This window comes from Streptomyces shenzhenensis (assembly GCF_021462265.1).
GTDB classification, from domain to species: domain Bacteria; phylum Actinomycetota; class Actinomycetes; order Streptomycetales; family Streptomycetaceae; genus Streptomyces; species Streptomyces shenzhenensis.
This window is the reverse complement of record NZ_JAJONF010000014.1, coordinates 155,244-179,742: the sequence shown is the minus strand read 5'-3', so window position 1 is coordinate 179,742 and position 24,499 is coordinate 155,244. Positions and strand designations below refer to the sequence as shown.

26 protein-coding genes are annotated in these 24,499 nt (G+C 70.6%); 5 read left to right on the top strand and 21 right to left on the bottom strand.

The genetic code is table 11. From position 1 onward, the window contains the following. Window positions 1-81: 81 nt before the first annotated feature. The 3 genes from LQ326_RS20160 to LQ326_RS20150 form a co-directional block, all read right to left on the bottom strand. Window positions 82-1,068 carry an ABC-2 membrane transporter-related protein gene (locus LQ326_RS20160; protein WP_234538591.1) on the bottom strand — a complete coding sequence of 329 codons (987 nt, stop codon included), beginning with the start codon at window positions 1,066-1,068 and terminating at the stop codon, window positions 82-84. Next, the gene (locus LQ326_RS20155; protein ID WP_234538590.1) at window positions 1,065-1,967 is read right to left on the bottom strand and encodes an ABC transporter ATP-binding protein; all 903 of its coding nucleotides are present in this window, start codon (window positions 1,965-1,967) and stop codon (window positions 1,065-1,067) included. The genes LQ326_RS20160 and LQ326_RS20155 overlap by 4 nt, the downstream gene beginning before the upstream one ends. Window positions 1,968-2,047: 80 nt before the next feature. Beyond that, window positions 2,048-2,209: a hypothetical protein gene (locus LQ326_RS20150; RefSeq protein ID WP_234538589.1), complete on the bottom strand. Its 162-nt coding sequence runs from the start codon at window positions 2,207-2,209 to the stop codon at window positions 2,048-2,050. Between the two features lie 119 nt (window positions 2,210-2,328). Here LQ326_RS20150 and LQ326_RS20145 point away from each other — a divergent pair, with 119 nt between their 5' ends. Beyond that, complete coding sequence (locus LQ326_RS20145; protein ID WP_234538588.1) at window positions 2,329-3,474, top strand: sensor histidine kinase; 1,146 nt, start codon at window positions 2,329-2,331, stop codon at window positions 3,472-3,474. Beyond that, a complete protein-coding gene (locus LQ326_RS20140; RefSeq protein WP_268207292.1) occupies window positions 3,471-4,118 on the top strand; it encodes a response regulator in 648 nt (215 codons plus the stop codon). The genes LQ326_RS20145 and LQ326_RS20140 overlap by 4 nt, the downstream gene beginning before the upstream one ends. 181 nt (window positions 4,119-4,299) lie before the next feature. Here LQ326_RS20140 and LQ326_RS20135 read toward each other — a convergent pair whose 3' ends face one another. Next, the gene (locus tag LQ326_RS20135; RefSeq protein ID WP_234538587.1) at window positions 4,300-5,061 is read right to left on the bottom strand and encodes an SDR family oxidoreductase; all 762 of its coding nucleotides are present in this window, start codon (window positions 5,059-5,061) and stop codon (window positions 4,300-4,302) included. Window positions 5,062-5,251: 190 nt separating this feature from the next. Between LQ326_RS20135 and LQ326_RS20130 the strand changes: the two genes are divergently transcribed. Together LQ326_RS20130 and LQ326_RS20125 are read left to right on the top strand one after the other, a co-directional pair. Continuing rightward, window positions 5,252-6,124, top strand: coding sequence for a helix-turn-helix transcriptional regulator (locus tag LQ326_RS20130; RefSeq protein ID WP_234538586.1), 873 nt, complete (start codon window positions 5,252-5,254; stop codon window positions 6,122-6,124). Between the two features lie 45 nt (window positions 6,125-6,169). Continuing rightward, on the top strand, window positions 6,170-6,376 hold the full coding sequence (locus LQ326_RS20125) for a hypothetical protein (protein ID WP_234538584.1): 207 nt from the start codon (window positions 6,170-6,172) through the stop codon (window positions 6,374-6,376). A 98-nt stretch (window positions 6,377-6,474) separates the two neighbouring features. Here the strand turns inward: LQ326_RS20125 and LQ326_RS20120 are convergent, their stop codons facing one another. From LQ326_RS20120 to LQ326_RS20075, 11 genes are all read right to left on the bottom strand, one after another. Further along, a complete protein-coding gene (locus tag LQ326_RS20120; protein WP_234538583.1) occupies window positions 6,475-7,365 on the bottom strand; it encodes a carbohydrate ABC transporter permease in 891 nt (296 codons plus the stop codon). A 9-nt stretch (window positions 7,366-7,374) separates the two neighbouring features. Next, window positions 7,375-8,271, bottom strand: coding sequence for a carbohydrate ABC transporter permease (locus LQ326_RS20115; protein WP_234538582.1), 897 nt, complete (start codon window positions 8,269-8,271; stop codon window positions 7,375-7,377). A 32-nt stretch (window positions 8,272-8,303) separates the two neighbouring features. Continuing rightward, window positions 8,304-9,701 (bottom strand): ABC transporter substrate-binding protein, encoded by a 1,398-nt coding sequence (locus tag LQ326_RS20110; RefSeq protein WP_234538581.1) that lies wholly within the window; start codon window positions 9,699-9,701, stop codon window positions 8,304-8,306. Between the two features lie 188 nt (window positions 9,702-9,889). Continuing rightward, window positions 9,890-10,660, bottom strand: a complete 771-nt coding sequence (locus tag LQ326_RS20105) for an SDR family NAD(P)-dependent oxidoreductase (protein WP_234538580.1) — start codon at window positions 10,658-10,660, stop codon at window positions 9,890-9,892. After that, window positions 10,660-11,511 (bottom strand): fumarylacetoacetate hydrolase family protein, encoded by an 852-nt coding sequence (locus tag LQ326_RS20100; protein ID WP_234538579.1) that lies wholly within the window; start codon window positions 11,509-11,511, stop codon window positions 10,660-10,662. The genes LQ326_RS20105 and LQ326_RS20100 overlap by 1 nt, the downstream gene beginning before the upstream one ends. A 32-nt stretch (window positions 11,512-11,543) precedes the next feature. Next, window positions 11,544-11,678, bottom strand: coding sequence for a hypothetical protein (locus LQ326_RS47930; protein ID WP_268207291.1), 135 nt, complete (start codon window positions 11,676-11,678; stop codon window positions 11,544-11,546). A 7-nt stretch (window positions 11,679-11,685) separates the two neighbouring features. Continuing rightward, the gene (locus LQ326_RS20095) at window positions 11,686-12,438 is read right to left on the bottom strand and encodes an SDR family oxidoreductase (RefSeq protein WP_234538578.1); all 753 of its coding nucleotides are present in this window, start codon (window positions 12,436-12,438) and stop codon (window positions 11,686-11,688) included. Beyond that, entirely contained in the window at window positions 12,435-13,469 is a 1,035-nt protein-coding gene (locus LQ326_RS20090; RefSeq protein ID WP_234538577.1) for a zinc-dependent alcohol dehydrogenase, read from the bottom strand. The genes LQ326_RS20095 and LQ326_RS20090 overlap by 4 nt, the downstream gene beginning before the upstream one ends. Before the next feature lie 23 nt (window positions 13,470-13,492). Then, on the bottom strand, window positions 13,493-14,446 hold the full coding sequence (locus LQ326_RS20085) for an aldo/keto reductase (RefSeq protein WP_234538576.1): 954 nt from the start codon (window positions 14,444-14,446) through the stop codon (window positions 13,493-13,495). Beyond that, entirely contained in the window at window positions 14,443-15,288 is an 846-nt protein-coding gene (locus LQ326_RS20080) for an amidohydrolase family protein (RefSeq protein WP_268207315.1), read from the bottom strand. Before LQ326_RS20080 ends, LQ326_RS20085 begins: the two co-directional genes overlap by 4 nt. Before the next feature lie 7 nt (window positions 15,289-15,295). Then, window positions 15,296-16,477, bottom strand: coding sequence for a mandelate racemase/muconate lactonizing enzyme family protein (locus LQ326_RS20075; RefSeq protein WP_234538574.1), 1,182 nt, complete (start codon window positions 16,475-16,477; stop codon window positions 15,296-15,298). Between the two features lie 285 nt (window positions 16,478-16,762). Between LQ326_RS20075 and LQ326_RS20070 the strand changes: the two genes are divergently transcribed. Next, window positions 16,763-17,554 carry a FadR/GntR family transcriptional regulator gene (locus tag LQ326_RS20070; RefSeq protein ID WP_234538573.1) on the top strand — a complete coding sequence of 264 codons (792 nt, stop codon included), beginning with the start codon at window positions 16,763-16,765 and terminating at the stop codon, window positions 17,552-17,554. Between the two features lie 123 nt (window positions 17,555-17,677). Here LQ326_RS20070 and LQ326_RS20065 read toward each other — a convergent pair whose 3' ends face one another. From LQ326_RS20065 to LQ326_RS20040, 6 genes are all read right to left on the bottom strand, one after another. Then, a complete protein-coding gene (locus LQ326_RS20065; protein ID WP_234538572.1) occupies window positions 17,678-18,748 on the bottom strand; it encodes an aldose 1-epimerase family protein in 1,071 nt (356 codons plus the stop codon). After that, window positions 18,745-19,491 carry an SDR family NAD(P)-dependent oxidoreductase gene (locus LQ326_RS20060; RefSeq protein WP_234538571.1) on the bottom strand — a complete coding sequence of 249 codons (747 nt, stop codon included), beginning with the start codon at window positions 19,489-19,491 and terminating at the stop codon, window positions 18,745-18,747. The genes LQ326_RS20065 and LQ326_RS20060 overlap by 4 nt, the downstream gene beginning before the upstream one ends. 282 nt (window positions 19,492-19,773) lie before the next feature. Further along, window positions 19,774-20,850 carry a type 2 periplasmic-binding domain-containing protein gene (locus LQ326_RS20055; protein WP_234538570.1) on the bottom strand — a complete coding sequence of 359 codons (1,077 nt, stop codon included), beginning with the start codon at window positions 20,848-20,850 and terminating at the stop codon, window positions 19,774-19,776. Beyond that, window positions 20,847-22,028, bottom strand: a complete 1,182-nt coding sequence (locus tag LQ326_RS20050) for a CaiB/BaiF CoA transferase family protein (RefSeq protein ID WP_234538569.1) — start codon at window positions 22,026-22,028, stop codon at window positions 20,847-20,849. The genes LQ326_RS20055 and LQ326_RS20050 overlap by 4 nt, the downstream gene beginning before the upstream one ends. A gap of 10 nt (window positions 22,029-22,038) precedes the next feature. Next, a complete protein-coding gene (locus tag LQ326_RS20045) occupies window positions 22,039-23,553 on the bottom strand; it encodes an aldehyde dehydrogenase (NADP(+)) (protein WP_234538568.1) in 1,515 nt (504 codons plus the stop codon). Continuing rightward, a complete protein-coding gene (locus LQ326_RS20040) occupies window positions 23,550-24,449 on the bottom strand; it encodes a fumarylacetoacetate hydrolase family protein (protein WP_234538567.1) in 900 nt (299 codons plus the stop codon). The genes LQ326_RS20045 and LQ326_RS20040 overlap by 4 nt, the downstream gene beginning before the upstream one ends. Between the last annotated feature and the right edge of the window lie 50 nt (window positions 24,450-24,499).

The following is a 24,499-nucleotide window of genomic DNA, read 5'->3' as shown; positions in this document are numbered from 1 at the left end:
CGGTACGCGCAGCTGTACCGCACGCGGGCGGTCGGGAACCGGCCGGCCGCTGACTTCACGAGGCCGGGGCCCGGTGTGCGTTCAGGTGAGCCTGCCCCGGATCCGCCAGAAGCACAGGGCCGCGAGCGCCGCGGCCAGGGCGGTGAACAGGGCGGTCTCGATCCACTGGAACTTCCAGTAGCGGTCCGCGGGCTGCTCGGTGACCTGGACGTGGATGTGGCCCTTGGCCAGACAGACCGGCATGTCGTCCAGCGACTGCTTCGCGCAGTTCTGGTACCACGTGGTGTGGCCGACCTCCTTGCCGCTGGAGTCGAGCAGCGCACTGGTGGACACCACCCACGGCCCACCGGGCACGGTCAGGCCCCCGATGTCGCCGTACCTGCCGATCTTCGTCATGCTGCGGACGATGTCGGCGGTGACCGGGACGTTCGCGCGGACGGGCTCGGCGTAGTTCGTCCTGATCATGTCGGGCACGACGACCTGCAGGACGGCGAAGACGACCAGGGTCAGCGCCATGGCGGGAACCGTGCGGCGGACGAACAGCCCCAGGGTCGTGCCGAGGACGAAGGCGAAAGCGGCGTATCCCACGGGCGCGATGTTGCGGGCGTCGAACACCAGCGGCGAGAACCGGTTGGCGGCGACGAGGTCGACGCGGCTCGCGGCCCAGGTCAGCAGCAGGCTGTACAGCCCTGCCACGGCCATGCTGGCCAGGCCGAGCACGCCGAGCTTCACCGCCAGCCACCGCCCGCGGGTCACGCTCTGGTTCCACACGACCCGGTGCGTGCCCGCCTCCAGCTCGCGGGTGATCAGCGGCGCTCCCCAGAAGATCCCGATGAGCCCGGGAACCGCGATCAGCAGGTAGCCGATCAGGTCGACACGGAAGCCGTAGTCGTCGGTGAGCGAGCTGAGCACGCCGGCGCAGCCGCCGCCGGCACACTGGGCGTGCAGGTCGTCGTACGAGTGCCGGATCTGCAGACCGAGGATCACCAGGTAGACGGCGAGCAACAGCAGCGCGCCGACGCCCACCAGCGCCTGGGTGCGGAACTGACGCCAAGTCATCCAGATCATCGGTGCGCCTCCTGTGCCGTTGCGGCCGGGACGGAGCCGACGGCGCTCGCCCGGGTCATGTATGCCAGAACCAGCTCGTCCAGTTCGAGGTTCTCGGCGGTCCAGGGCCCCTCGTCGAGCCGCCGGCCGTCGGTGCGGACGATCACGGTGCCCTCGTGTCCGGTCTGGTCGGCCCGGATGATGTCGAGCCCCGACGGCAGCTTGCTCAGGGCCTCCCGGGAGCCGGTCAGCCGGCGATGGTTCGCCAGCAGGTCCCGCACGTCACCGGCGAGTTGGACCCGGGACTCCGCCAGCACGATCAGGTAGTCGCAGACCCGCTCGACGTCGTCGAGCGCGTGCGAGGAGAGGATGGCGCCGGCCGCGAGGTCGGTGACGAACTCCATCAGGTTCTCCAGGAACCCGCGCCGGGCCAGCGGGTCGAGCGCCGCGGCGGGCTCGTCGAAGATCAGCAGCTCGGGCCGTTTGGCCGCGGCGAGGGTCAGGGCGAGTTGGGCGCGCCGGCCGCCGGAGAGCCGGCCCGCCTTCTGGCGGGGGTCCAGGCCGATCTGTTCGATCCTCCGCTGGGCCAGCCGCGCGTCCCAGGCCGGGTTCAGCTTGGCGCCCATCTTCAGATGGTCCGCGACGGACAGCTCCGCGTACACCGGCGTGTCCTGCGCGACGAAGCCGACCTTCGCCAGGTGTGCGGGGTTCGCCGCGGGGCGCGAGCCGAGCACCTCGATCGTGCCCGTGCTCGGGGTGATCAGGCCGCAGGCGAGGTTCAGCAGCGTCGACTTGCCGGCGCCGTTGGGGCCGACCAGGCCGATCACCCGCCCCTGCGGGATGCTCAGGTTGCAGTCAGTGAGTGCTTGACGGCCGCCGTACCTCCTGCCCAGGTTCCGGGCTTCCAGTACTGGAGTCATGACATCCCTCGTTCGAGGTTTCGTGAAGTGCGTGGAATTCGTGACGTGCGGGGGGTGCGCCCGGGCATGGAGCGGTCGCGTCAGCCGCGACTGCGCCGCTTCTTCACGAAATGGACGATGCTGTAGACGACGAGTCCGAGGACGACGAGGTTCAGGAGCCACCACGCGTACAGCAGCGGGCTGCGCTCGGTGTGCGTCGGTTCGGAGGCGGCGAACAGGGCGAGAGAAGTGACATCAGGCATGGGTTCAGCATGTGTTTTCCCAGAGGTCCGATGCACCGGCCAAAAGCACACCTCACGCCCGGGAGACCCGTACTTTCGGCTGGTTCGTCGGCCGGACGGGGGCACGTAGCCTGACCGCTGTGAACGCAGTGGATCGATCGGCCGTGCGGCACAGGATCACGGTCAACGCCGGGCTGGGCGCGCTGTTCGCGCTGGTGCTCGCCTTCACGGCCGTCCAGTACACCCGGCAGGGTCGCAGTTGGGCGTTCGACTTCGCCGTCGGGGCGACGATGGGCGCCGTCGCGCTGTTGCGGGAGCGCCGGCGCGGCTGGGCGGTGTCGGTCGGCCTGGTCGTGTCCGGCGCCGCCGCTGTGGTCGCCAGGGTGTGGGACCTGCCCGGTGAACCCGGCGCGGCGGCGATCCTCGCGCTGCTCGTGCTCGGCGGCTCCGCGATCAGGACGCTGCCGACCCGGGCCGCCGCCGTCACCGCGACCGCCGGCACCGTGATCATGGCGGTCGGTTTCCTCACCGCGGATCCGGGCGCCGGCGTCACGGGCACCCCGTTCCGGGTCGGCATCGAGGGGTGGTGCGTCGCGTGCGGAGTCGGGTTGTGGCTGCGTTTCCTCGACTACCGCCGCCATGTCGGCACCGAGGCGGTACGCCGCGACGAACGCCTCGCTCTGGCAAGGGAATTGCACGACGTGGTCGCCCACCACATCACCGGCATGGTGCTGCAGGCCCAGGGCGCGCGCATCGTGGGCCGGGGGCACTCGGAGAAGCTGGACCGCTCGCTGGCCGGCATCGAGGAGGCCGGCACCGAGGCTCTGGCCTCCATGCGTCGCGTGGTCGGCCTGCTGCGCGACGCCGACGACGGGGCCACCACCTCTCCGGGGCCCGAACAACTCGCGGAACTGGTACGCCGTTTCGACGGGCACGGCCCGGCGGTACGGCTGTGCCTGCCCGACGAGCAGATGCCGTGGCCGCCCGAGGTGACCACCACCGTGTACCGGATCGTGCAGGAGTCGCTGACGAACATCTTGCGCCACGCCGCTCACGCCCGCTCGGCGACCGTCAGCGTCACTCAGGAACCGGACGAGGTCACGGTCGAGATCACCAACGACGCGGCGCCCGGTCCCGCCCGGCACCGGCAGGACGGCGGATTCGGCCTGATCGGAATGCGCGAGCGCGTCGAGGCTCTCGGCGGTACGCTCCGTGCCGGCCCCGGGCACGGCGTCGGCTGGGCGGTGGTCGCCACCCTGCCCGTCCCCTCTGGAGAGTCGCGTTGACCACGAAGGTTCTGCTCGCCGACGATCAGGCGATGGTCCGCGGCGGCCTGCGGCTCATCCTCGAGGACCAGTCCGACATCACCGTCGTCGGGGAGGCGGCGGACGGCGCCGAGGCGATCGCCCTGGCCCGGCGGCTGCGCCCCGACGTGTGCCTGGTCGACATCAGGATGCCCCTCCTGGACGGGATCGAGGTCACCCGAGCCCTGGCCGGCCCGGACGTCGCCGACCCTCTCCGCGTGGTCATCGTCACCACCTTCGACCTCGACGAGTACGTCTACGGGGCCCTGCACGCCGGTGCGCTCGGCTTCATCCTCAAGGACGTGGGCCCCACCCTGCTGGTCGAGGCCGTCCGCGCCGCCCGCACGGGGGAGGCCCTGATCTCGCCGTCGATCACCGTGCGCCTCCTGCGGCGACTGGCACCGGCGGCGTCCCGGGCCCCCGGGCCCGCCCGCGCGCTCTCGGACAGGGAGACCCAGGTCATCCGCGCGATCGCCAGGGGCCGTACCAACCAGGAGATCGCGGCCGAGCTCTTCATCTCCGTCAGCACGGTCAAGAGCCACCTGGCGACCATCCAGAGCAAGCTGACCGTACGCAACCGTGTGGAGATCGCCGCCTGGGCCTGGGAGAGCCGGCTCATGGATTGAGGGGGGCGGGCTGCCTGGGCGGGGCAGGGGGCGCTCATACAGAGGACGCCGTTCGCCGCTGCTTCAAGCCCTACCCCGGAAGCGATCTTCGAACTCACCAGCCTGCTCGCCCCGGGCGACAGCCGCCGCAGAGCACCGGCCCTGCTACAACCGGGGCGACGGCCAAGGGGTGAGGGAGATGTCAGCTTTGGCGGCTGGGGAGCATGGCCAGGGCCTGGGAGCGCTGTGCGACAAGGTCGTCGTAGGTGCCGTCGCGCTCGGCCCAGCGGTGCATGAGGACGCCCTTCACGAGGATTTCGTGAGGGGTGGGGTTCTCCGAGAGCAGGTGCATGACCTCGGTGGCGAAGTCGTCGAGCGGCAGCGCGTGCGGGTTCATCTTTCCCCGGCCTGTTGTGGCGACGGCCGGGGGGACGAGCTCGACGACGCCGACACCGGTGCCGTCGAGCTGCGCGCGCAGTGCCTCGGAGTAGGCGTGCACCGCGGCCTTCGAGGCGGCGTAGCTGGGCATGGGCGGGAACGGCAGGAAGGCGATCCCGGAAGTGACGGTGATGAAGGTGCCGGCGCCCCGCTGGACCAGGTGAGGGGTGAAGGCGTCGATGATCCGGATGGTGCCGAGCAGGTTGGTGTCGATCGTCGTCTGCGCCGCCTCGAAGTGCGCGGGGTCGCGCAGGTCCTCCAGGAGCATGACGCCCGACATGGTCACCACGGTGTCCAGCTCGGGGTACCGGGCGAGCACGGCGTCGCGGGCACGTGCGACGGAGGCACCGTCGGTGACATCGATGCCGAAGGCGCCGATGCCGTCGTCGGAGAGTTCCGAAAGCGCCCCTGCGCTGCGACCGCCGACGGCCACGGTGCTGCCCGCTGCAGCGAACCGCCGGGCCAGTTCCCGGCCGATGCCGGAGGTTCCGCCGACGATGAAAACGGTGCGGTTGGAGAGATCCACGAGGTCTTCCCTTCATTGCGCAGCACCCGCGGCCTTCAAGCCCACGGCGCCGTCCAGCGATGATCTCTGTCCTTTTGAAACAGTGAGACCGCCAGTCTTGGCCGGCTCCGCGGAGTGTGGCAGTGCCCCCGTCTTCCCTGGCCCTGCCAGGGCCCCCGATGGGAGGCACGCGCCGCATTACGGTGGTGTGGTGAAGGATGCGGAATCGGACAACCAGCTGGGCAGCTACCTCCGCGCCCGGCGTGAGCTGGTCTCCCCGGCACAGGCGGGGCTCCCGCCCGGCGGCAACCGCCGGGTACCCGGCCTGCGCCGTGAGGAAGTCGCCCTGCTCGCCGGAATCAGCCCCGACTACTACCTGCGCCTGGAACGGGGCCGCGACAGGAACCCCTCACCTCAGGTCCTGGATTCCCTCGCGCGCGTCCTGAACCTCGACGACGTCGAGCGGACCTATCTGCTCGGCCTCGCGGCAGCACGCCCCAGGGCACCGCGCCGCAAGCGACCCGAGCACGTGCCGGCACGGGTGCACCAACTCCTCGCCCATCTGCAGATCCCCGCGTTCGTCGAAGGGCGCGCCTTCGACGTCCTGGCCTCCAATCCCATGGCCGTCGCCCTCTCCCCCCGTCTGCGACCCGGCGAGAACCGGCTTCGTTCCCTCCTCCTCGACCCGGAGGAACAAGCCTTCCACCAGGACTGGGCGAAAGCCACCGCCGACTTCGTTGCCGCTCTGCGCACCACCATCGGGGATGACACCGACAACGCCCGGTTCGTCGAACTCGTCGGCGAGCTCGCACTGTCCAGCCAGCGGTTCCGCACCCTGTGGGCCCGGCACGACGTCCGTAACCTCGACGGAGGAACCACCACCGTCCACCACCCCGTCGTCGGTGAGCTGCGGCTCCACCGCGACAAACTCCCCGTCGACGACGTCATCCTCGTCGTCTACTACCCCGACAAGGACAGCGACAGCGACCAGAAACTGCAACTCCTCACCGCGCTCTCACACACCGAACCCGCCGACACGGCGCCCAGCAGGCCGGCACACACCCCCCACCCGAAGACACCCTGACGAACGCTGGCCGTCCGGCGCCACAGCCAGGACGACCGCGAGACGATGACCACCATCGAGGACTGCCTCGGCGCCCGGTCATCCGTTCCGCGGATCTGCTCTCTCCGCGCCTTCGCCGATCGCGTCGCCGGCTGCGTCCAGGACTCCCTTGAAGTGCCGACCGCGGACCTCGGACCGTGCGGTGCCGTCGTCCCGCTCGACGCGGGTGCAGCAGCCGCGGCGCACAGCGGCCGCCGCCCGCACGGCCGATGATCCTGGGCGGCCTGTCACCGGCGCCCAGGATCATCGCTGTGAGCGTGCCGTGCGACCCCGGCGCGGTTGCCGCAGGAGCCGGTGCAAGAGAGCGGCGGTCACCCCTTGGTCGCGCCGGCGGTGAGGCCTCCCACGACGTAGCGCTGCGCGAGCAGGAAGATGACGAGCACCGGTGCGGCGGAGATGAGCGTCGCGAGCACCAGTTCCGGTGGTGACACCTCCGCGTTCGCGCCCACGACGGGATTGAAGTTCGGCGTCGAGGTCAGCATCTGGGACAGGCCGACCTGCATCGGATAGGCGTTGCTGCCCGGCAGCATCACGTAGGGCAGGAAGAAGTTGTTCCAGTTCTGTACGAAGCTGAAGAAGCCCACCAGCGCCACGACCGGCATCGCGAGCGGCAGCGCGATCCTGGTGAAGATCCCGACCTCGCTGCACCCGTCGATCTTGGCCGCTTCGAGGAGTTCACCGGGCACGGCCTCGGCGAAGTAGATGTAGGCCAGGTAGACGCCGAAGGGGAAGAACGAGAACGGCAGCACCACCGAGAGCGGGGTGTTGACCAGGTGAACGTAGTTCACCTCCAGGAAGATCGGCAGGACGAGCGCCGAGGTGGGCATCAGCATCACCACGAGGGTGGTGATCAGCAGCAGGCGCCGGCCCTTGAAGCGCAGCTTCGCCAGCGCGTAGCCGGCGGGGATGCTCACCGCCAGGGTGATGACGAGGGCGAGCAGCGCGTACAGCACCGAGTTCTTCATCCACGTCTTGACCGCGCCGCCCTGGAAGGACATCAGCGCGCCCCAGTTGTGGCGCAGGGCCTGGAGACTGCCGGGGGAGAACGGGTTGGCGCTGACCAGTTCGTGGTCGGTCTTGGCGCCGGCGAGGAGGAGCCAGACGACGGGGACCAGGAAAAAGATCCCGAAGACGATCAGGATCACCGAGGTCAGGGAGCGCCACGCCCAGCGCTGGGCGGTCACGGATGCAGGGGTGGACATGCTGGTTTCCTAGTCGGTGTCGAAGAGTCGTCCGCGCGTCACGAAGAGGCTGGTGCTGACCAGCGCGATGACCAGGAGGTCGAGTGCGATCGCTGCCGAGCCGTTGAAGTCGTTCTGGGTGAAGGCGAACTGGTAGGCGAGCTGGTTCACGCTGTAGTCGTTGGGCACGACACCGAAGCTGGCCTGGGAGATCAGCTGGGGTTCGACGAAGAGCTGGGTGCCGGCCGCGAACGCCAGGATCAGCATGTACGTGATCGACTTGCGGATCATCGGCAGCTGGATCGACAGGGCCGTGCGGATCCGGCCCGCTCCGTCCATCTTGGCGGCGACGATCACGTCGGCGGGAATGGTGTTCAGCGCGCCGTAGAGCACGAGGATCCATCCGCCCGCGCCGGTCCAGAAGGCGATGATCGCGAAGATCACCGGCAGGTGGCCCGGTGTGATGACGTCGGTGAAGTGGTCGCTGCCCATCGCCTTCAGCAGGGGGGCGACCGGGCTCACGGTGGGGTCGAGCACGAAGAGCCACAGCAGCACGCTGGAGGCTCCGGCGAGCGCGCCGGGAATGTAGTAGGCCAGGCGGATCACGGCCTTGGTCCGGCGGGATGCCAGCTGGTGCACGACGAGGGTCAGCGAGACGACCAGCACGCTGAGCATGGCCAGCCAGATGACGAGGTAGACCGCCACATGTCCGAGGGCCGGCAGGAAGCGGTAGTCGGTGGCGGTGCGGGTGAAGTTCGAGAAGCCGGCGAACCCTCCGCCGGCGTCGGTGAACGCCAGGTAGACCGAGTAGCAGACCGGGACGACGCCGAAGAGCGCGAGCAGGACGACGTAGGGCAGGACGAAGAGGTGTCCGGCCCGGACCTGCCGGAAACCGGCACGGGTCCGGTTTCCGGCAGTCGCGGTCATGGCTGGTTTCGCTCTTCCCGTGGAAAGGACGGTCACTTCGTGACCTCGTAGCCGAAGGTCCTGGCCTGATTCTCGATCTCCGTCTGCCAGGCGGGGAGCTGGGACACGACGGTCTTGCCCTGTGCCATGCCCGCCTGGACGACCTTGGCCCAGATGGCCTCCTGGCTGAACTGCGCCGAGCCCCAGCCGGACCACACCTGGCCGGCCGCCTGGCTCAACGGGGCCACGATGTCATCGGCGTAGTAGCCGCTCTTCTGCGTCTCGCTCGCCCAGGTCCGCGCGGCGGGGACGTAGGCAGGGTAGGTGGGCGCCAGAGCCGAGCCGTACTTGGCCTGGCCGGTGACCCAGGTGGCGAAGTCGGCGGCCGCCTTGAGGTTCTTGCTGTGCGAGGAGATCCACCACGCGCCACCGCCGACGTCACCGGTGACGGTCTGGTCGTCGTCGGCCCACTTGAGCGGGGAAGCGGCGGCGATCTGGCCGGCCGGGGTCTTCAGCGTGCCCTGGAAGACCGAGCCGCCGTACCAGGACGGACCGGGAAGCATGAGCACCTTGTCGGCCTCGTTCTTGACGAAGTCGGAGCCGAACAGCGACAGCGTGGACATCGTCTTGTCGGCGATGAGGCGGTCGAGCATCTTCGCGGCCCGGACGCACTTCGGGTCGGAGGTGTCGGCCTTGATCGTTTTCGCGCCGGTGACGTCGTTGGCCGGGCACTGCGCGGCCCACATGTAGATCTCGGGCGTCCAGGCGTCGCCGGCAGTGCCGACGAGGTAGCCGGGGTGCTCGGCCGCGACCTTGCCGGCGAGCTGCTGGTACTGCTCCCAGGTGGTCGGGACCTGGTAGCCGAACTTGTCCATGAGCTTCTTGTTGTACCAGAGCACGTTCTGCGCCAGGTCGTTGCGGAAGCAGTACGTCACACCTTTGACGGTGCAGACGTCGAGCGAGCCCTTGGCGAAGTTGTCCAGGGTGGTCTGCGGGACCAGACCCTTGTTGACCGCGGCCAGGTCGCCGGTGCCGCCGAAGGAGCCCCACGAGGCCGAGTTGTTGTCGGTGGTGAAGGCGACGTCGGGCCAGCCCGAACCCGCACGGTCGAAGAGCTGTGTCTTCGTCTTGAACGTGTTGGAGCCGTTGGCGTTGCCGTCATAGGTCACGATCTTGACCTGGGCGTGCGGATGGGCCTTGTTGTAGGCCTTGGCGATCGGCTCGCGGGTCGAGTCGACCCACACCGTGACCTGGGCCTTGCTGTCCTGCGACGCGGCTTTGAACCCGTACTTGCTGCCGCTGTCGGCGACGCTCGAGTTGCCGCCGACGCTCTGCCCCCCGCTGCAGGCGGCCAGGGTCAGGGCGCCGATGACAGCGGTGGCGGTGAGCGCCGCGCCCCGCACCCGGCCGGCTCGGCGCGGACGCCGTCCGTGAGCATTCGAGTGAACCATCTCCATTGTTGCTTCCCTCGGTCGATCGTCTTGTTTCCGGCTATCCGCAGGCCAGAGCCTTGATGCCGGAGATAACATCATACATGTGACGTTTACACAAGGCTCTGGAGTCCCGTTTCTCGGCGGCCCGCCCCAGGCCGCCTCCGCGTACTCCCCGGCGACGCCGGCTGAGAGCCTCTCCGGGGCCCTCAGCCGGTCTGCTGGACGGAACGCGGGCGCAGGTGTGTGATGCCGCCGTCGACCTCCAGGGCGGTGCCGGTGGTCGATCCTGACCGGGGACTGGCCAGGTAGGCGACGGCGTCCGCGACCTCCTGCGGCGTGACCATGCGGCCGGTGGCCTGGCGCGCGTCGAGCGCGGCCTTCTCCTTGGCCGGGTCCGGGAATTTCGCGAGCATGCCGTCCACGAAGCCCGTGTGGACGGTTCCGGGCGAGACGCAGTTGACCCGGATCCCCTCCCCCACGTGATCCGTGGCCATGGCGTAGGTCAGCGCGAGAACCGCACCCTTGGAGGCGTTGTAGAGGACGCGTTGCGGAAGACCGTTGAGGGCACCGATCGAGCACAGGTTCACGATCGCCGGCGCCGCCGACCCGCGCAGATGCGGGAGAGCCGCCGCCGAGACCCGGGCGATACCGACCACGTTGACGTCGAGGACCCGGTGCCAGTCGGCGTCGGTGAGGTCCTCGACCGTACCGACGGCGCTGATCCCCGCGTTGTTGACCAAGACGTCCAGAGCACCGCACTCGGCGACCACCCGGGCGATCGCGGCGTCGACGGAGTCACGGTCCGTGACGTCGCAGCGCACCCCGTACAGCCCGCTGGGCAGGCGCGGGACATCGAGGTCGAGGACGGCGACCCGCGCACCGCGATCGGCGAGTTCCAGCGCGATCGCGAGCCCGATGCCGGCGCCGCCGCCGGTCACGGCCGCGACCAGTCCGTCGTACTCCGGTGGGCGCGTCATCAGGCCTGCCCGATGCTCTGGGTGGCCGAGCCCAGGCCGCCGACGGCCAGCTCGACGATGTCCCCGGCGCGCAGGTAGGGCCGGCCGGGCAGCCCCATCGCCACGCCGGCCGGGGTGCCGGTGTTGACCAGGTCTCCGGGCTCGAGCACCATGAACTGGCTGAGATACCAGACCACGTGCGCCACGGAGAAGATCATGTCCGCGGTAGTGCCGTCCTGGCGCCTGACTCCGTTGACCGAGAGCGAGAGGCGAAGGGCCTGGGGATCGGGCACCTCGTCCGCGGTGACGAACTCGCCGCCCAGCGGATTGAACGTCTCACAGCTCTTGCCCTTGTCCCACTGCCCGCCCCGCTCCAGCTGGAACTCGCGCTCGGACACGTCGTGGGAGAGCACATAGCCGGCCACATGGGCCAGGGCGTCGTCCGGGGAGGACAGATAGCGGGCCTTCGTGCCGATGACGACACCGAGTTCGACCTCCCAGTCCGTCTTCGTGGAGCCGCGCGGCACCAGTACGGTGTCGAACGGTCCGACGACCGTGGACGGGTCCTTCATGAACACGACCGGCTCGGCCGGAATGCCGGCCCCTGTCTCCGCGGCGTGGTCACGGTAGTTGAGACCGATGCAGACGATCTTTCCAGGACGTCCGAGCGCGGCGCCCACGCGCAGGTCCCCGGCGCCCGCAAGCGGCCGGAGGGTACCGGCGGCCAGCGCGTCGGCCACCCTCGCAATGCCACCGCGGGCGAGGAAGGCCGGGCCGATGTCGTCGGTGAGCGGGCGAAGATCGAGGTGGGTGCCGGCGACCACGACGGTGGGTGTCTCCGCGCCGGCGGGGCCCAGACGGGCGAATCGCATGGGAACTCCTTGTTTGGTGCTGTGTTACCGGGTCACTGGATGCGGCGGTGGCTCTGAAGGGCGGTCACCCGCTCGCGGGGCGGCCGCCCCCCGGCGTGTCCGGACTCGCCGCCCGGCGCCGCGATCGGCGGGAAGACCTTGTGTTCCGCGACGGTGTGGAGGTTCATCGGCGCCTCATCGCCCCAGCCAGCCTCCGTCGACGGGCAGGACGACGCCGTCGACGTAGTCCGACGCGGCGCTGCACAGGAACACCGTCGCACCGGCCAGGTCCGAGGCGCGGCCCCAGCGGCCCGCCGGAATGCGCTCCAGGAGGGAACGCGAGCGCTCGGGGTCGTCCCGCAGGGCCCGGGTGTTGTCGGTGGCGATGTATCCCGGCGCGATCGCGTTGACGTTGACGCCTCGCGGCGCCCACTCGTTGGCCAGGGCTTTGGTCAGTCCGGCGATGCCGGACTTCGACGCCGTGTATCCGGGCACGTTGATGCCGCCCTGGAAGCTCAGCAGCGAAGCGGTGAAGACGATCTTGCCGGATCCGCGCTCCAGCATCGGCCGGGCGACTGCCTGGGTGAGCGCGAACTGCGAGGAGAGATTGACGCCGATCACCTCGTCCCACAGGTCGAGGGCGTGCTCGGCCGCGGGCTGCCGCCGGATCGTGCCGGCGTTGTTGACCAGGATGTCGGGTGCGCGTTCCGCCAGTTCGGCGCCCAGGCCGAGGACTGCGGCACGGTCCGCGAGGTCACAGCGGCGGCCCTCGAAGGAGCGGCCGGCGGCCGTGACGAGCCTCCCGACCTCGGGGGCGTCCTCGAGGCTCATGCTCACGCCGATGACATCCGCGCCCGCCTGTGCGAGGGCGACGGCCATCGCCGATCCGATGCCGCGCCGCGCGCCGGTGACCACGGCGAGCTTTCCGGTGAGGTCGAACAGGCTCATCGGGTCTCCTCGTCGTCGCTGCGGCAGTCGACCAGGATCTTCATCGCCCGGCCGCCCTCGAGCGCCGTGAACGCGTCGGCGACCTCGCTCAGCGCCACCACCTGGGTGATCAGCGCGTCGGCGGGCACGGCGCCGCTGCCGAGCAGGCCGACGGCCCGCTCGAAGTCGCTCCGCTCGTACACCCGGGCGCCCAGCACCCGCAGCTCACGCCAGAAGACGCGCTGGAGGTCGACCGGCTTCGGCCGCGGGTGGATCGCCACCACGACGACCGTGCCCCGGACCTTCGCCACGTCGGTCGCCGCCAGTACGGCCGGTGCCGCACCCGAGACCTCGAAGACGACGTCCGCACCGGCGCCCTCGGTCCACCGGCCGACCGATTCGGTCAGGTCCGAACCGGTGGGGTCGGCCGTCCGGAAGCCGAGGGCCGCCACCAGGCCGCGCCGGCCGGCGTCGGGCTCGACCAGGAGCACGTCCGCGTCGGCGTGGCGCGCGACAACCGCAATCAGCACGCCGATGGGGCCGCCCCCGAACACCACCGCCCTGTCGCCGGCGGCAAGGTGCGACCGGCGTACGTCGTGCACGGCGACCGCGACGGGTTCGACGAGTGCGGCGTGCTTGAGGCTGAGACCGTCCGGAAGCGGTACGAGCAGGTCGGACCGGACGTTCCAGCGGCTCTGGAGCGCTCCGGGTGAGTCGATGCCGACGAAGACCAGGTTCTGGCAGATGTGGCGGTGGCCCGCCAGACACGCGGGACAGGTCCCGTCCCAGTCGAGCGGCATGACGGTGACGGGATCACCGACGGACCAGTCGGTGACGCCCTCGCCGAGCGCGGCCACGATGCCGGACATCTCGTGGCCGATCACCGCGGGCCGCTGGACCCGGGCGTCCATGTCGCCGTGGAAGATGTGCAGGTCGGTACCGCAGATGCCGGTGTAGGCGACCGCGATCTGGACCTCTCCGGGCCCTGGTGGGACGGGCGTCGCCGCGCGGACAGCGAAGGTGCGGGCTCCTGTGTAGGACGCGCTGAGCATGTGGGTTCTCTTCTGCCGGCGGTTCACGATTCGAGTTCGGCCCAGGCCTCGGGAGGCACGGCGGCGTCGCGGCGGGCGACGAACTGCGCGACCTGGGCGGCGTTGCGCAGGCCCGCCACGACCGAGACGACGGCCGGGTGCCGCAGCGGGAACTGCACGGCGGCGTCGGGGAGGGTGACGTCCCATCGTTCGCAGACGTCGGCCAGGTGGTTGACCTCGGCGAGCAGCCGCTCAGGCGCGGGCTGATAGTCGTACATGGCGTCGGCCGGGGGGCGCGGGCGTGCGAGCAGGCCGGAGTTGAACGGTGCGGCGGCCACAACGGACACTCCCCGGTCGGCGCACGTGTCGAGCAGCTCCTGCCCCGAACGGTCCAGGAGTGTCCAGCGATTGGCCAGCATCACGACGTCGAGGCCGGTCTCGCGCACGGCGCGCAGCGGGACGGCGACCTGGTTCATGCCGATCCCCACCGCGCCGATCACGCCCTGTTCGCGCAACGAGATCAGTGCGGGGATCGCCGCGGTGACCGCCTCGTCGGCGTGGGTGTCGGGGTCGTGGACGTAGACGATGTCCAGCCGGTCCAGGCCCAGTCGCCCGAGGCTCTCCTCGATGCTCCGGCGGACTCCGTCCGCCGAGAAGTCCCAGCGCCGGACGAGGTCGTCGGGCACGGCGAAGCCGCCGGATCCCAGGTCCGACCCGATGGGGTCGGGGTTGGGGTCGAGCGCGCGGCCCACCTTGGTGGAGACGGCGAACGAGTCGCGCGGAAAGCCGGCGAGCGCCTTGCCCAGGCGCCGCTCGGACAGGCCCAGGCCGTAGTGCGGGGCGGTGTCGAAGTAGGTGATACCGGCGCGGTACGCCGCCGCCACCGCGTCCGCGGCTTCCCGCTCCCCGGTGGCCCGGTAGAGGTTGCCGAGTGAGGCCCCGCCGAATCCGAGGTCACTGACCTGGACGCCGCTGCGGCCGATGGTCCGCGTCTTCATGCGATCTCCAATCCGTACACGGCCGCCGCGGTGCCGGCCCACACCTGCTCGCGCTCACCGGCGCCGAGCGGGGAGATGAGCTCGTCGAACACCGCGGTGACCGCTGCGTAGTCCGCGCCTGCCAGCAGACAGACGGGCCAGTCCGAGCCGTACATCGTGCGGGCGGGACCGAAGTGCTCGAGCACCGCCGCCGCGACGGGCCGCAGGTCGCTCACCCGCCAGTGCTCCCAGGAAGCCCCGGTGACCAGTCCCGAGAGCTTGACGGCGACGTTCGGGAAGCGGGACAGGGCGACCAGGCCGGTGGTCCAGTCCGTGAGATCACCGCGGGCGATCGGCGGCTTGCCCGCGTGGTCCAGCACGAAGGAGACCTCGGGCAGCGCGGCCACGGTGCGGCTCACGTCGGTCAGTTGCTCGGGCGACACCACGAGGTCCCACGTCAGACCGTGCCGGCCCAAGGTGGCGAGGCCGCGGCGGACCGCGGGGCGGTCGAGCCAGGCCTTGTCGGGTTCCACCTGCAGCTGGTGGCGGGCTCCGACCAGACGGCGGCCGCCGGGCAGTTCGCGTGCGGCCGTGAGGACGTCGTCGAGGTCGCCGGCTTCGAGATCGAACCAGCCGACGACGCCGGCCACCAGCGGTTCGGCATCCGCCAGCGCGATGAGTTCGCGGGTCTCGTCGAGGTCGGCGACAGTGTGCACCACCACGGTCCCGGCGACCCCGGTCGCGCGAAGCTGGGGCGCCAGCTCCGCGAACGGGAACGAGCGCTTCAGGACGGGCAGGTCTTCGGTCCACGGCTGGGGCCGCCGGTCCAGGTCCCAGACGTGGTGGTGGGCGTCGATCCGCATGTCCGCCTCAGTCACACGGAGACGCCAGTGGCATCGGCGCGCAGACGGGCGGCCGGGGTGCGAGCAGGCGTCTCCCCGCGCTGCCGGGACGCACATGCGGGCCGCTGGCACTGCCCCAGTCCGCCGACTCGGTCAGCGCGGCGATGCCGGCCTCGTCGACCGTCAGGCCGAGCCCCGGCCGGTCACCGAGGACGATGGAACCCTCCATGACCTCCTGGTCGACCGTGATGCCCACCGGGGCCGCGAGGTCCTGGACCTCTGTCGCGATGTGGTTCGGTACGGCCGCGGCGGCGTGGGCGAGCGGGTTCGCGTTGTATCCCACGGGGCTGACCAGCAGGTCGAAGGCGTGCGCCAGCATGGCCACCCGCAGGAAGTGCGTGATGCCCCAGACGCTGCCGGTCTGCACGACATCGACGGCACCCGCCTGGATGAGGGGGCGGAACTGCTCGAGGCCCGTGAGGTTCTCCCCTGTGGCGATCGCGGCGCGGACGGCGCGGCCGATCATCGCGTGCCCGTCGGCGTCCCAGCGGCGCACGGGCTCCTCGATCCACGCGAGATCCACGTGTTCCTCGAGGCGCTGCACGTATGCCACGGCTTCCTTGCGCGACCAGGCCTCGTTGGCGTCGAGCATCAGCCGGGGCGTCACACCGGAGGCCGCGTAGACGTCGCGGACCAGTTCGAGGCGCCGCAGGTCGCCGGCCAGGTCCAGCCCGCCCTTCAGCTTGACCGCGCCGAAACCGCGATCGGCGAACGATGCCTGCAGGCGCAGCAGTTCGTCGTCGTCGAGGGGCCCGTCGAGGCCTGAGGCGTAAGCGGGGACGACTCGGTCCCGAGCACCGAGCATGCGCCACAGGGGCTGGTCGGCGGCCTTCGCCTTGAGATCCCACAGGGCCATGTCGAGCGCGCCGATGGCGCCGAAGACCGAACCGGTGTGGCCCGCCTTGAAGACCGTGGCCAGCATGCGGTCGTAGAGTCCGACGACGGCTCGCGGATCCTCACCCAGGATCGCGGGGAAGACCGCCTCCAGGCCGTCGTGAGAGCCGAGGCCCACTCCGGTGAGGCCCGCGTCGGTGTCGACGAGAACGACGGGAACGGCGGTCACGCCGGAGGCGACGGAGCCGTTGACATCCCCGATCGGGCGGCCCCAGCGGTGCAGGGTGGTCAGCGTGCGGTAGCCCGTGACGCGCATCCCTGCCTCCTTACGACTGCCCTGCGGCAGAGTCTTGAGCATTCTTCCTCCAGACGAGTGGCCCCAGTATGAAACATATGATGTCTGACGTCAAACGTGAAATGTGAGATCATGGCCTCCTTGAAGTGCAGAGAAATGTTCGAATTACCCTGATGTAAGGGAGCAGACCGAGTGCTTGAGGAAGGGCCGTACCGCGCCAAGTGCAAGCGCCGGCACACGAACCCCCGCGTCCGAACAAGCCGACGCTGAAGTCACACAACGTCTGACGTCTTATACTCGCGTCTCATGGCGAGAGAACGCGATCAGAACCTGGTTTTGGCCGAGCGCCGCACCCCCACTCCTATGCTGGGCGTGGCGGTGGTGGAGGACCTGGTCGACGCGATCGTGTCCGGGCGGCTCGCGCCAGGTGACCTCCTGCCCCCCGAGGGCCAGCTCAGCGAGCAGTTCGGCGTGAGCCGGACCGTGATCCGCGAGTCGGTCAAACGCGTCGAGGAGAAGGGCCTGGTCACCATTTCCCGCGGCCGCGGGACGCAGGTGCGGCCGACCTCGTCGTGGAACACCCTCGACCGCGTGGTGCTGACCTCCCTCATCAAGCACGACGAATCTCTCGCTGTGCTCGACGAGCTGAGTGTGGTCCGGTCGCAGCTGGAGTCGGCGATGGCGGCCGAGGCCGCACGCGCTCGCGACCACGAGCAACTGGCCCAGCTCGACGAGGCGATGCAGCGCATGCGGGACACCATCGACGACCAGGCCGCTTTTCGGCAGGCCGACCTCGATTACCACAGACTTGTCATGACGATCTCCGGCAACCGGCTGGCCGAGAGCATCGCGCGCGTCCTCCTCGACCGGGCGCTGGAGAGCTGGCGTTACCACGGGATCGATGAGCCCGGCGCGTTCAACGTGACGCTGAACGAGCACGTCGCCATTCACTCCGCGATCGCCGACGGTGACGCCGTCCGCGCCCAGGCGGCGATGAACGTCCACATCCTCGAGGCCTGGCGGCGCCGTCGGCAGCCCGCCGCCGAGAAGCCGCATGACGCGTCGGCAGTCTCAGCTGTGCACCAGCACCGGGGCTGACCAGGTGTGACTCGCCTGGTCAGCCGCCGGTCGCCCACGGCGGGGCCGGCCCGCCCCCGCCGTTCGGCCGCGCATGGTCACAGCTGACGGGGGCCTCGGTCGCACCGGGTCTCGCAGGAGAATCTACGGGCGGCGAGTGCGCGAGAATCGAAGGACCGACTCGTAACGGCGCTGTTCCGCGTGCTCCAGCCAGATCATGGATCCGTCGGCGCGCGCGGCAGCGTCACCGGCGACGTGGTGTGTCGAGGGCTCGAGTCCGACCGCCCAGGCTCCCTCGCGCAGGTTCAGCCACTCGAAGAAGCACGGGAACGCGGTGGCGTCGACGTCCAGCTCGAAGGCCTGCCCGAGCGCGTCGTTGACGAGTCCGACCCGGTGCCGGCCCCTGTCGTCGGCCTTGAGCCGGTGCTCGTAGACCTGCTCGACGAAGCCGGGCTGCGGCTGACCGAAGACCCGGTGGTCGGCGCCCTGCTCACCGACGCTGTCGGTCTGCCAGAGCGTCTCCTGAACGTCGGCGACGAAACGCGTTCCCTCGTCGAGGAACGGCCAGCCGATGTTCACGTGGTACAGGAACATGTGCGGGGTCCTGTCGAAGCCGGCGTTGGTGACCGTGTCGACCAGCCGGATCTCGGTGCCGCCGAGGTCTGCTTCGATACGGCGTCGCAGCACGAGGTGCTCCCCGAAGTTCGCGGCCTGGACCACCTCGCCCTCCGCCCAGAGCACACAGCGCTCCTCGGAGACCCAGTCCTCCCCGTACCCGGTGAGGCGAGCCGGAATGTTGGCGACCCGGCCGTGCAGACCATGGCTGATGGTCTTCCTGGGCGGGTAGGCGTAGTGGGCGGCGTCGACCTCGCCGCCGAAGAGCGTGTGGTCGAGTCCGCCGGTCACGACCAGGCCCGACATGCTGCGCAGCCAGGACAGCCCCTGGTCGTCCGCGTTCTCGTGAAGGCCCGGGTGGCGGAAGCCGGTGCGGGAGCGCCAGCCGACCGAGACGCCGTCCAGTTCGGCGACGCCGATGTCCATCGCCCGGTCGACGAGCACCTCGAAGCGGAGGCCGCCGCCGGTGCTGAACTCCAGGACACGGATGCCGCGCTCGACGCCGTCACCGAGAACGACGCTGCGGACGCCTCCGTACGCGCTGATCTCACCGGCGTGGCGGGCGATCTCCAGACGGCTGGGAACCCTCCGCGCACTCATGCCATCACCCAGCCGCCGTTGACCTCGACGGTCTGACCGGTCACGAAGGCGGCGTCCGGACCGGTCAGGAACGACACGACGGCGGCGAGCTCGGCGGACGTGCCCCTGCGCTTGAGCGACTGCCGTTCGAGCACCATCGCGTCGTAGGCCTCGGGGTCGTGGTGGATCTCTTCGGCCGCGGTCTTGAAAGCGCCCGGCGACACCGCGTTGACACGGATGCCGTGCGGTCCGAGCTCCCGCGCCAGGGCCCGGGTCATCGCGACCGCCGCGCCCTTCGTCGTCACGTAGGCCGCAAGGTGCTCCCAGCCACCGTGCATGGTGATAGACGCGACGTTGACGATCGAGCGGTCGTCGCCGGTCGGCCGGGCGGTCATCTGGCGGCCGGCGAGCTGGGCGCACAGCCAGTAGCCGCGCTGGTTGACCGCGTGCACCGTCTCGTAGTCGGCGGGCGTCATCTCGAGGAAGGGCACGGTCGGATAGACCGCCGCATTGTTGACCAGCAGGCTCACGGGCCCGAGTACGCGCGGCACCTCGTCGAAGAAGGCGGCGAGCGCGGTCTCGTCGCGGAGGTCGACCACGCGTGACCACACCTGGTCGGTGACCGCCGAGACCGCGTCGACCGTGTCCTTCAGCGTCCCTTCGACGACGTCGGTGACGGCCACGCGATGACCGTCCTGCGCCAGCCGGAGCGCTATCGCCCGCCCGAGCGAGCCTCCCGCTCCGGTCACGACGGCAACACCCATGACTCAGCTCCTCTGCAGCCGGTTCTTGTGCTTGTTCTGTCCCAGGAGGCCGGTACGCGCTGCCTCCGCCTTGCGGTGGTGGCCGCGCTGGATGCTCACCGCGGCCTGTTCGTGGACGGTCGGGTCGAGCGGCTGTGCCCGGACCGGTGCGAACGCAGGGGGCGTACGGCCGCCCGCGCCGCGTCGGCCACGTCGTGCGCGTGCCGCCGCAGATCATTGCCGGCCGCCGCCCGCACCGGCCGGTGAGAGGCCAGGTCAGCCCTGGCGAACGCAACGGTGTCGTCATCGCTCGCAGGCCCGGCGCAGCGCGGCGTGGCGGCGGTTCGCGTCGGCGATCGCCGCGGCCGGGTCGCGCCCCGCCACGATCGCCTCGCGGACCTGCTCGGACAGCTGGTCCTGGAGCGTGATCCAGCCGGGGTATCGCGGCCGCACCCACGCGGCTTCGAGTGTGGCGAGCGTGTCCGCGTAGAACGACCGGCTGCTTTCCCACACCGCGCGGTGCGCGGGCTGGCCGCCGGCGCGTGGTACCAGGTCGGACTGGACACGATCGTCGAGAAAGGCACGTACCCAGGCGCCGACCGACGGGTCCGACGCGGACCGCGCCGCGATCGCCAGACCGGTGCCGCCGAGGACGCTGAGCGGCACGGTGCCGCGCCAGGACGGCGCATCGCTCCATGCGAGCGTCCCGGCATAGGTGACGTAACCGTAGGTCAGCGGGCACCAGGCCGGGCCGTCGCCGGCCTCGAGCGACTCGTGGACGCCGACGGGGTCGAGGACCTCCCGGGTACTCGTGCGGAAGACCTCGCGCAGGAGTGCGACCGCGTCGGCGGCGACGGCCGGATCGAGGAGCAGACCGGGGTCGGCCGGCTGTCTGCCCGAGCACATCGCCAGCAGTATCAGCCCCGCGTGAGGGCCGGCCAGACAGAGCGTCGGCGGGTGCTCCCGCGCGACGGGCAGGACGTCCTCCCACCGGTGCACGACGGGTACACCGGGGCGGCGGACGGCTACCTGGGCGGCGGCGTCGACCGGTACGGCCCAGGTGCGCGCGCCAAGCCGGTAACTGGCGCCGCTGGCTCCCACCGAGCCGGCCACCCACCTGTGCAGTTCTGCCGGGTCGACGAGGTCCTCGTACGCCGTGAGCGCGCCGGCGGCGACGGCCGCTCCCAGGCCCGGGTGATCGATGATCATGAAGTCGTACCGTTGTGCCAGCTCATCGATGGGATGCGCTTCGAACTCGGCGAGTGACTGCCGTTCCCAGTCGACGGGTGGGGCGGCACCGGTCGCCTCGAAGGCCTCGAGCGGGAGGCAGGCACGCGGATGGTCCCAGGTCATGCCGCGGAGCGCGGGCGCCCGTTTCATGCGACCACCTTGTCCTGCTTGAGCGCCGCCACCTCTGCCTCGGTGAGACCGAGTTCGGCGAGGATCTCGTCGGTGTGCTCACCGACGGTGGGAGCACCGCGCTCGACGCGTGCGGGCGTCGCGGTGAGGCGGAAGGCGAAGCCCGGTGTGGTGACGACGCCCTCGGTCGGGTGCCGGTACGTGACGAAGCTGCCGTTGTGCTTGACCTGCGGATCGTCGACGACGTCGGCATAGGAGTTGACCGGGCCCACCCACACGCCGCGGCCTCCGAGCCGTTCGAGCCATGAGGCCGTGGTGTCGGTGATCAGGTTCCGGGCGACCGCGGCCGAGATCGCGTCGCGGTGGATGAATCCGTCGCGCTCGGCGTCCCAGCGCGCCAGGGTGGGGTCCCCGAAGATCTCGGCGAGCAGGCCGAGGTCGGCGAACGCGAGCGCGATGCAGGAGTCGCTGGTCGGAAAGATGCCGTAGGGGGCGCGGATGTAGCTGTGGGCGTGGATCCCGTGCCCGCGCGTCTGTGCGACGCCGCCGACGGTACGCACCGACAGTTCCTGCATCTGCATCGCGATCATCGCGTCGAGCATGTTGACTTCGACCTTCTGTCCCTCCCCGGTGCGCTCGCGGTGCAGCAGTGCGGCGAGTACGCCCTCGAAGGCGGAATACGCGGTGATGGCGTCGGCGACGAAATACGGTCCCGCCTGGGGGATGTCCTCGGCGCGCCCGGCGCTGTACAGCGCGCCGCTCAGACTCTGCAGCAGCAGATCCTGGCCCGGGCGATCGGCGTAGGGGCCGTCCTCGCCGTATCCGCTCATCGACACGTAGACGATGTCGGGGCGCACGGAGCGCACCGCCTCGTAGTCGAGGCCCAGCCGCGCCGCGACACCGGGCCGGTAGTTCTGCAGGAAGACGTCGGCTTCGGCGGCGAGTCCGAGCACGAGTTCCCTGCCGGCGGGGCTCTTGAGGTCGACGGCGAGGCTGCGCTTGTTCCGGTTCAGCGACAGGAACGACGCGTTGACCTTCTGCCCGACGGCACCGCCGGCCGACGTGTGGCGCTGCCACTCGCCCGTCACCGGCTCGATCTTGAGGACGTCGGCGCCCAGGTCACCCAGGCGCATGGCGGCCAGCGGACCCGCCATGGCGATGGACAGGTCCAGGACGCGGTAACCAGACAGAACGGACACGATCGAATCCTCAGGAGTTCGGGAGCTGAAGGACGCCGTCCACACGGCGGGGCGCACCGTCGTACTCGTCACGCAGTTCTTCGGGGAGAACGCCGGAGGGTACGGACTGCCAGGCGACAGGGCGCAGGAACCGGCGGACAGCGGTGGCGCCGACGGACGTGAAGACGGTGTCGGTGCCCGGCCAGGGGCCGCCGTGGTGCTGGGCCCAGCCGACGGACACACCGGTCGGATAGCCGTTCCAGACGAGACGGCCGACGCGTGCGGTGAGGGTGCGGGCGAGCTCCGCTCCGATCTCGTCGTCGGCCTCGGCGTGCACCGTCGCGGTCAGGGCTCCCGGCAGCATGCCGACGGCGGCGCGGAGCTGCGCGGCGGAGTCGTAGCGGGCCAGGACGAGGTAGGGGCCGAAAACCTCCTCGAGCAGCTCCGGCGTCAGCCCGGCCGCCTCGACCTCGACGACGGTCGCGGCGACGGTCCGGCCGGCGGGCCGGCCGGCGCCCTGACCGACGGCCGGGTCCGCGGCCGGGTCCGCGGCCGCGTCTGCGGCCTGCTCCGCGGCTTGGTGGGTCGCGTCGGTGTAGGCCTCACGGATCTTGTCGGTGAGCAGGGTGAAGGCGCGGCCCTCCACCGTGCCGAGCAGGGCGTCGCGGAGTGCGTCACCGTGGGCTCCGGCCGGGACGAAGGCGAGTCCGGGCTTCGTGCAGAACTGTCCGGCGCCGAGCGTGAAGGACTCGGCGAGACCGCGGCCGATCTCGCCGGACCGGGCCGCCGCGGCGGCCGGCGTCACGGCGAAGGCGTTCACGCTGCCGAGTTCCCCGTAGAACGGGATCGGCTCGGGGCGGCTGGCGGCCAGGTCGGCCAGGGCACGGCCGCCGCCGACCGAGCCGGTGAAGCCCACGGCGCGGATGTGCGGGTCACGGACCAGCGCGATGCCGGCCTCGCGGCCCATGACCATCGAGATGACGCCGTCGGGCAGCACCCCGCGCATGATGTCGTGGCAGAGCGCGGAGGTGGCCGGGTGCGCCTCGTGCGCCTTGACGACAACCGGGCAGCCGGCGGCCAGGGCTGACACCGTGTCACCCCCGGGTACCGAGAACGCCAGCGGGAAGTTGCTCGCGCCGAAGACCGCGACCGGGCCGACCGGCACCAGCATGCGGCGCAGGTCGGGGCGCGGGCCCATCGGGGAGATGTCGGCGTGATCGATGGTGAGCTCAAGGTACGACCCCTCGCACACCACTTCGGCGAAGAAGCGCAGCTGGAAACACGTCCGCGCGAGCTCACCCGTCAGCCGTGGCTCGCCCAGCGCGGTCTCGGCGTCGGCGGTCGCGACGATCTCGGCGGCCCGTCCCTCGAGCGCGGTCGCGGCATCCGCGAGCAGCCGCGCCCGCTCGGCACGGCCTGTGCGGGCCCAGCCGGCCGCGGCCTGCGCTGCGGCCTCGCAGCGGGAGGCCACGTCGTTCGCGGTGGTCTCGGCGCAGGACACGGCGCTGCGCTCTCCGGTGCGCGCGTCGATGCCGGCGACGGTCATTCGCCTTGCTCCTCGGCGACGCGCTCGATGAGGTGACCGACACCGGCCTTGCCCACGGTCACCCGGTTGGTGAGGACGCCGAGGCCGGTCAGTTCGATCGAGACGAGGTCCCCGGCGGCCAGGGTGAACGGCAGGTCGGGCACGAGGCTGGTGCCCGTCGCGAGCACGACGCCCTGGGGGAACTCGTCCTCGCGGAACAAGTAGGCGACCAGGTCGGGAAGTTCGCGATGCAGTTGGCTGGTGTTCGCCTCGCCCTTCCAGACGGTCTCGCCGTTCCGCTCGATCGACATCAGGATCACGAGCGCACGGGGGTCGGGCACCTCCCAGGCGGGGGTGACACCCGGCCCGACGGCACAAGCGCCGAGATAGGCCTTCGCCTGGGGGAGATAGAGCGGGTTCTCCCCCTCGATGCTGCGTGAACTGACGTCGTTGCAGATCGTGTAGCCCACGATCTCGCCCTGCCGGTTGGCCACGACCGCGAGCTCCGGTTCGGGCACGTTCACCGTGGAGTCGGCGCGGACGCTGATCGCCTCGTCAGGGCCGCAGACCCGCCACGACGCCGCCTTGAAGAACAGCTCCGGGCGTTCGGCCTCGTAGACGCGGTCGTAGATGTCCGCCTCCTTTTCACTCTCCTCCATCCGGGCCTGACGGGAGCGCTGGTAGGTCACTCCCGCCGCCCACACCTCGGTGAGGCCGCCGACCGGCGCCCGGAGCCGCGCGGCGGATGTCGGCACGGGATCGGCGGCCACGGCCGACTCGACGGCCGTGCGCAGTTCCGCGGCCGAACCGGCCAGGAGTTCGTGGAAGCCGACAGGCAGCGGGTGCAGCCCCCGGCCGGTGAGCACCGCGCTTCGGACCGGGCTTCCGTCTGAGAAGCGCACACGGACGATCTGCACCGGCAGCTCCTTCGGGAGAGGGGATCGGGAGAGGGGAGGCGAACGGTTGA

Excerpts from the sequence above, each read along its gene's own strand:
- LQ326_RS20160 (WP_234538591.1), bottom strand. The coding sequence starts at position 1,068 with ATGATCTGGATGACTTGGCGTCAGTTCCGCACCCAGGCGCTGGTGGGC.
- LQ326_RS20155 (WP_234538590.1), bottom strand. The coding sequence starts at position 1,967 with ATGACTCCAGTACTGGAAGCCCGGAACCTGGGCAGGAGGTACGGCGGC.
- LQ326_RS20150 (WP_234538589.1), bottom strand. The coding sequence starts at position 2,209 with ATGCCTGATGTCACTTCTCTCGCCCTGTTCGCCGCCTCCGAACCGACG.
- LQ326_RS20125 (WP_234538584.1), top strand. The coding sequence starts at position 6,170 with ATGACCACCATCGAGGACTGCCTCGGCGCCCGGTCATCCGTTCCGCGG.
- LQ326_RS20120 (WP_234538583.1), bottom strand. The coding sequence starts at position 7,365 with ATGTCCACCCCTGCATCCGTGACCGCCCAGCGCTGGGCGTGGCGCTCC.
- LQ326_RS20115 (WP_234538582.1), bottom strand. The coding sequence starts at position 8,271 with ATGACCGCGACTGCCGGAAACCGGACCCGTGCCGGTTTCCGGCAGGTC.
- LQ326_RS20110 (WP_234538581.1), bottom strand. The coding sequence starts at position 9,701 with ATGGTTCACTCGAATGCTCACGGACGGCGTCCGCGCCGAGCCGGCCGG.
- LQ326_RS20105 (WP_234538580.1), bottom strand. The coding sequence starts at position 10,660 with ATGACGCGCCCACCGGAGTACGACGGACTGGTCGCGGCCGTGACCGGC.
- LQ326_RS20100 (WP_234538579.1), bottom strand. The coding sequence starts at position 11,511 with ATGCGATTCGCCCGTCTGGGCCCCGCCGGCGCGGAGACACCCACCGTC.
- LQ326_RS47930 (WP_268207291.1), bottom strand. The coding sequence starts at position 11,678 with ATGAACCTCCACACCGTCGCGGAACACAAGGTCTTCCCGCCGATCGCG.
- LQ326_RS20095 (WP_234538578.1), bottom strand. The coding sequence starts at position 12,438 with ATGAGCCTGTTCGACCTCACCGGAAAGCTCGCCGTGGTCACCGGCGCG.
- LQ326_RS20090 (WP_234538577.1), bottom strand. The coding sequence starts at position 13,469 with ATGCTCAGCGCGTCCTACACAGGAGCCCGCACCTTCGCTGTCCGCGCG.
- LQ326_RS20085 (WP_234538576.1), bottom strand. The coding sequence starts at position 14,446 with ATGAAGACGCGGACCATCGGCCGCAGCGGCGTCCAGGTCAGTGACCTC.
- LQ326_RS20080 (WP_268207315.1), bottom strand. The coding sequence starts at position 15,288 with ATGCGGATCGACGCCCACCACCACGTCTGGGACCTGGACCGGCGGCCC.
- LQ326_RS20075 (WP_234538574.1), bottom strand. The coding sequence starts at position 16,477 with ATGCGCGTCACGGGCTACCGCACGCTGACCACCCTGCACCGCTGGGGC.
- LQ326_RS20070 (WP_234538573.1), top strand. The coding sequence starts at position 16,763 with ATGGCGAGAGAACGCGATCAGAACCTGGTTTTGGCCGAGCGCCGCACC.
- LQ326_RS20065 (WP_234538572.1), bottom strand. The coding sequence starts at position 18,748 with ATGAGTGCGCGGAGGGTTCCCAGCCGTCTGGAGATCGCCCGCCACGCC.
- LQ326_RS20060 (WP_234538571.1), bottom strand. The coding sequence starts at position 19,491 with ATGGGTGTTGCCGTCGTGACCGGAGCGGGAGGCTCGCTCGGGCGGGCG.
- LQ326_RS20055 (WP_234538570.1), bottom strand. The coding sequence starts at position 20,850 with ATGAAACGGGCGCCCGCGCTCCGCGGCATGACCTGGGACCATCCGCGT.
- LQ326_RS20045 (WP_234538568.1), bottom strand. The coding sequence starts at position 23,553 with ATGACCGTCGCCGGCATCGACGCGCGCACCGGAGAGCGCAGCGCCGTG.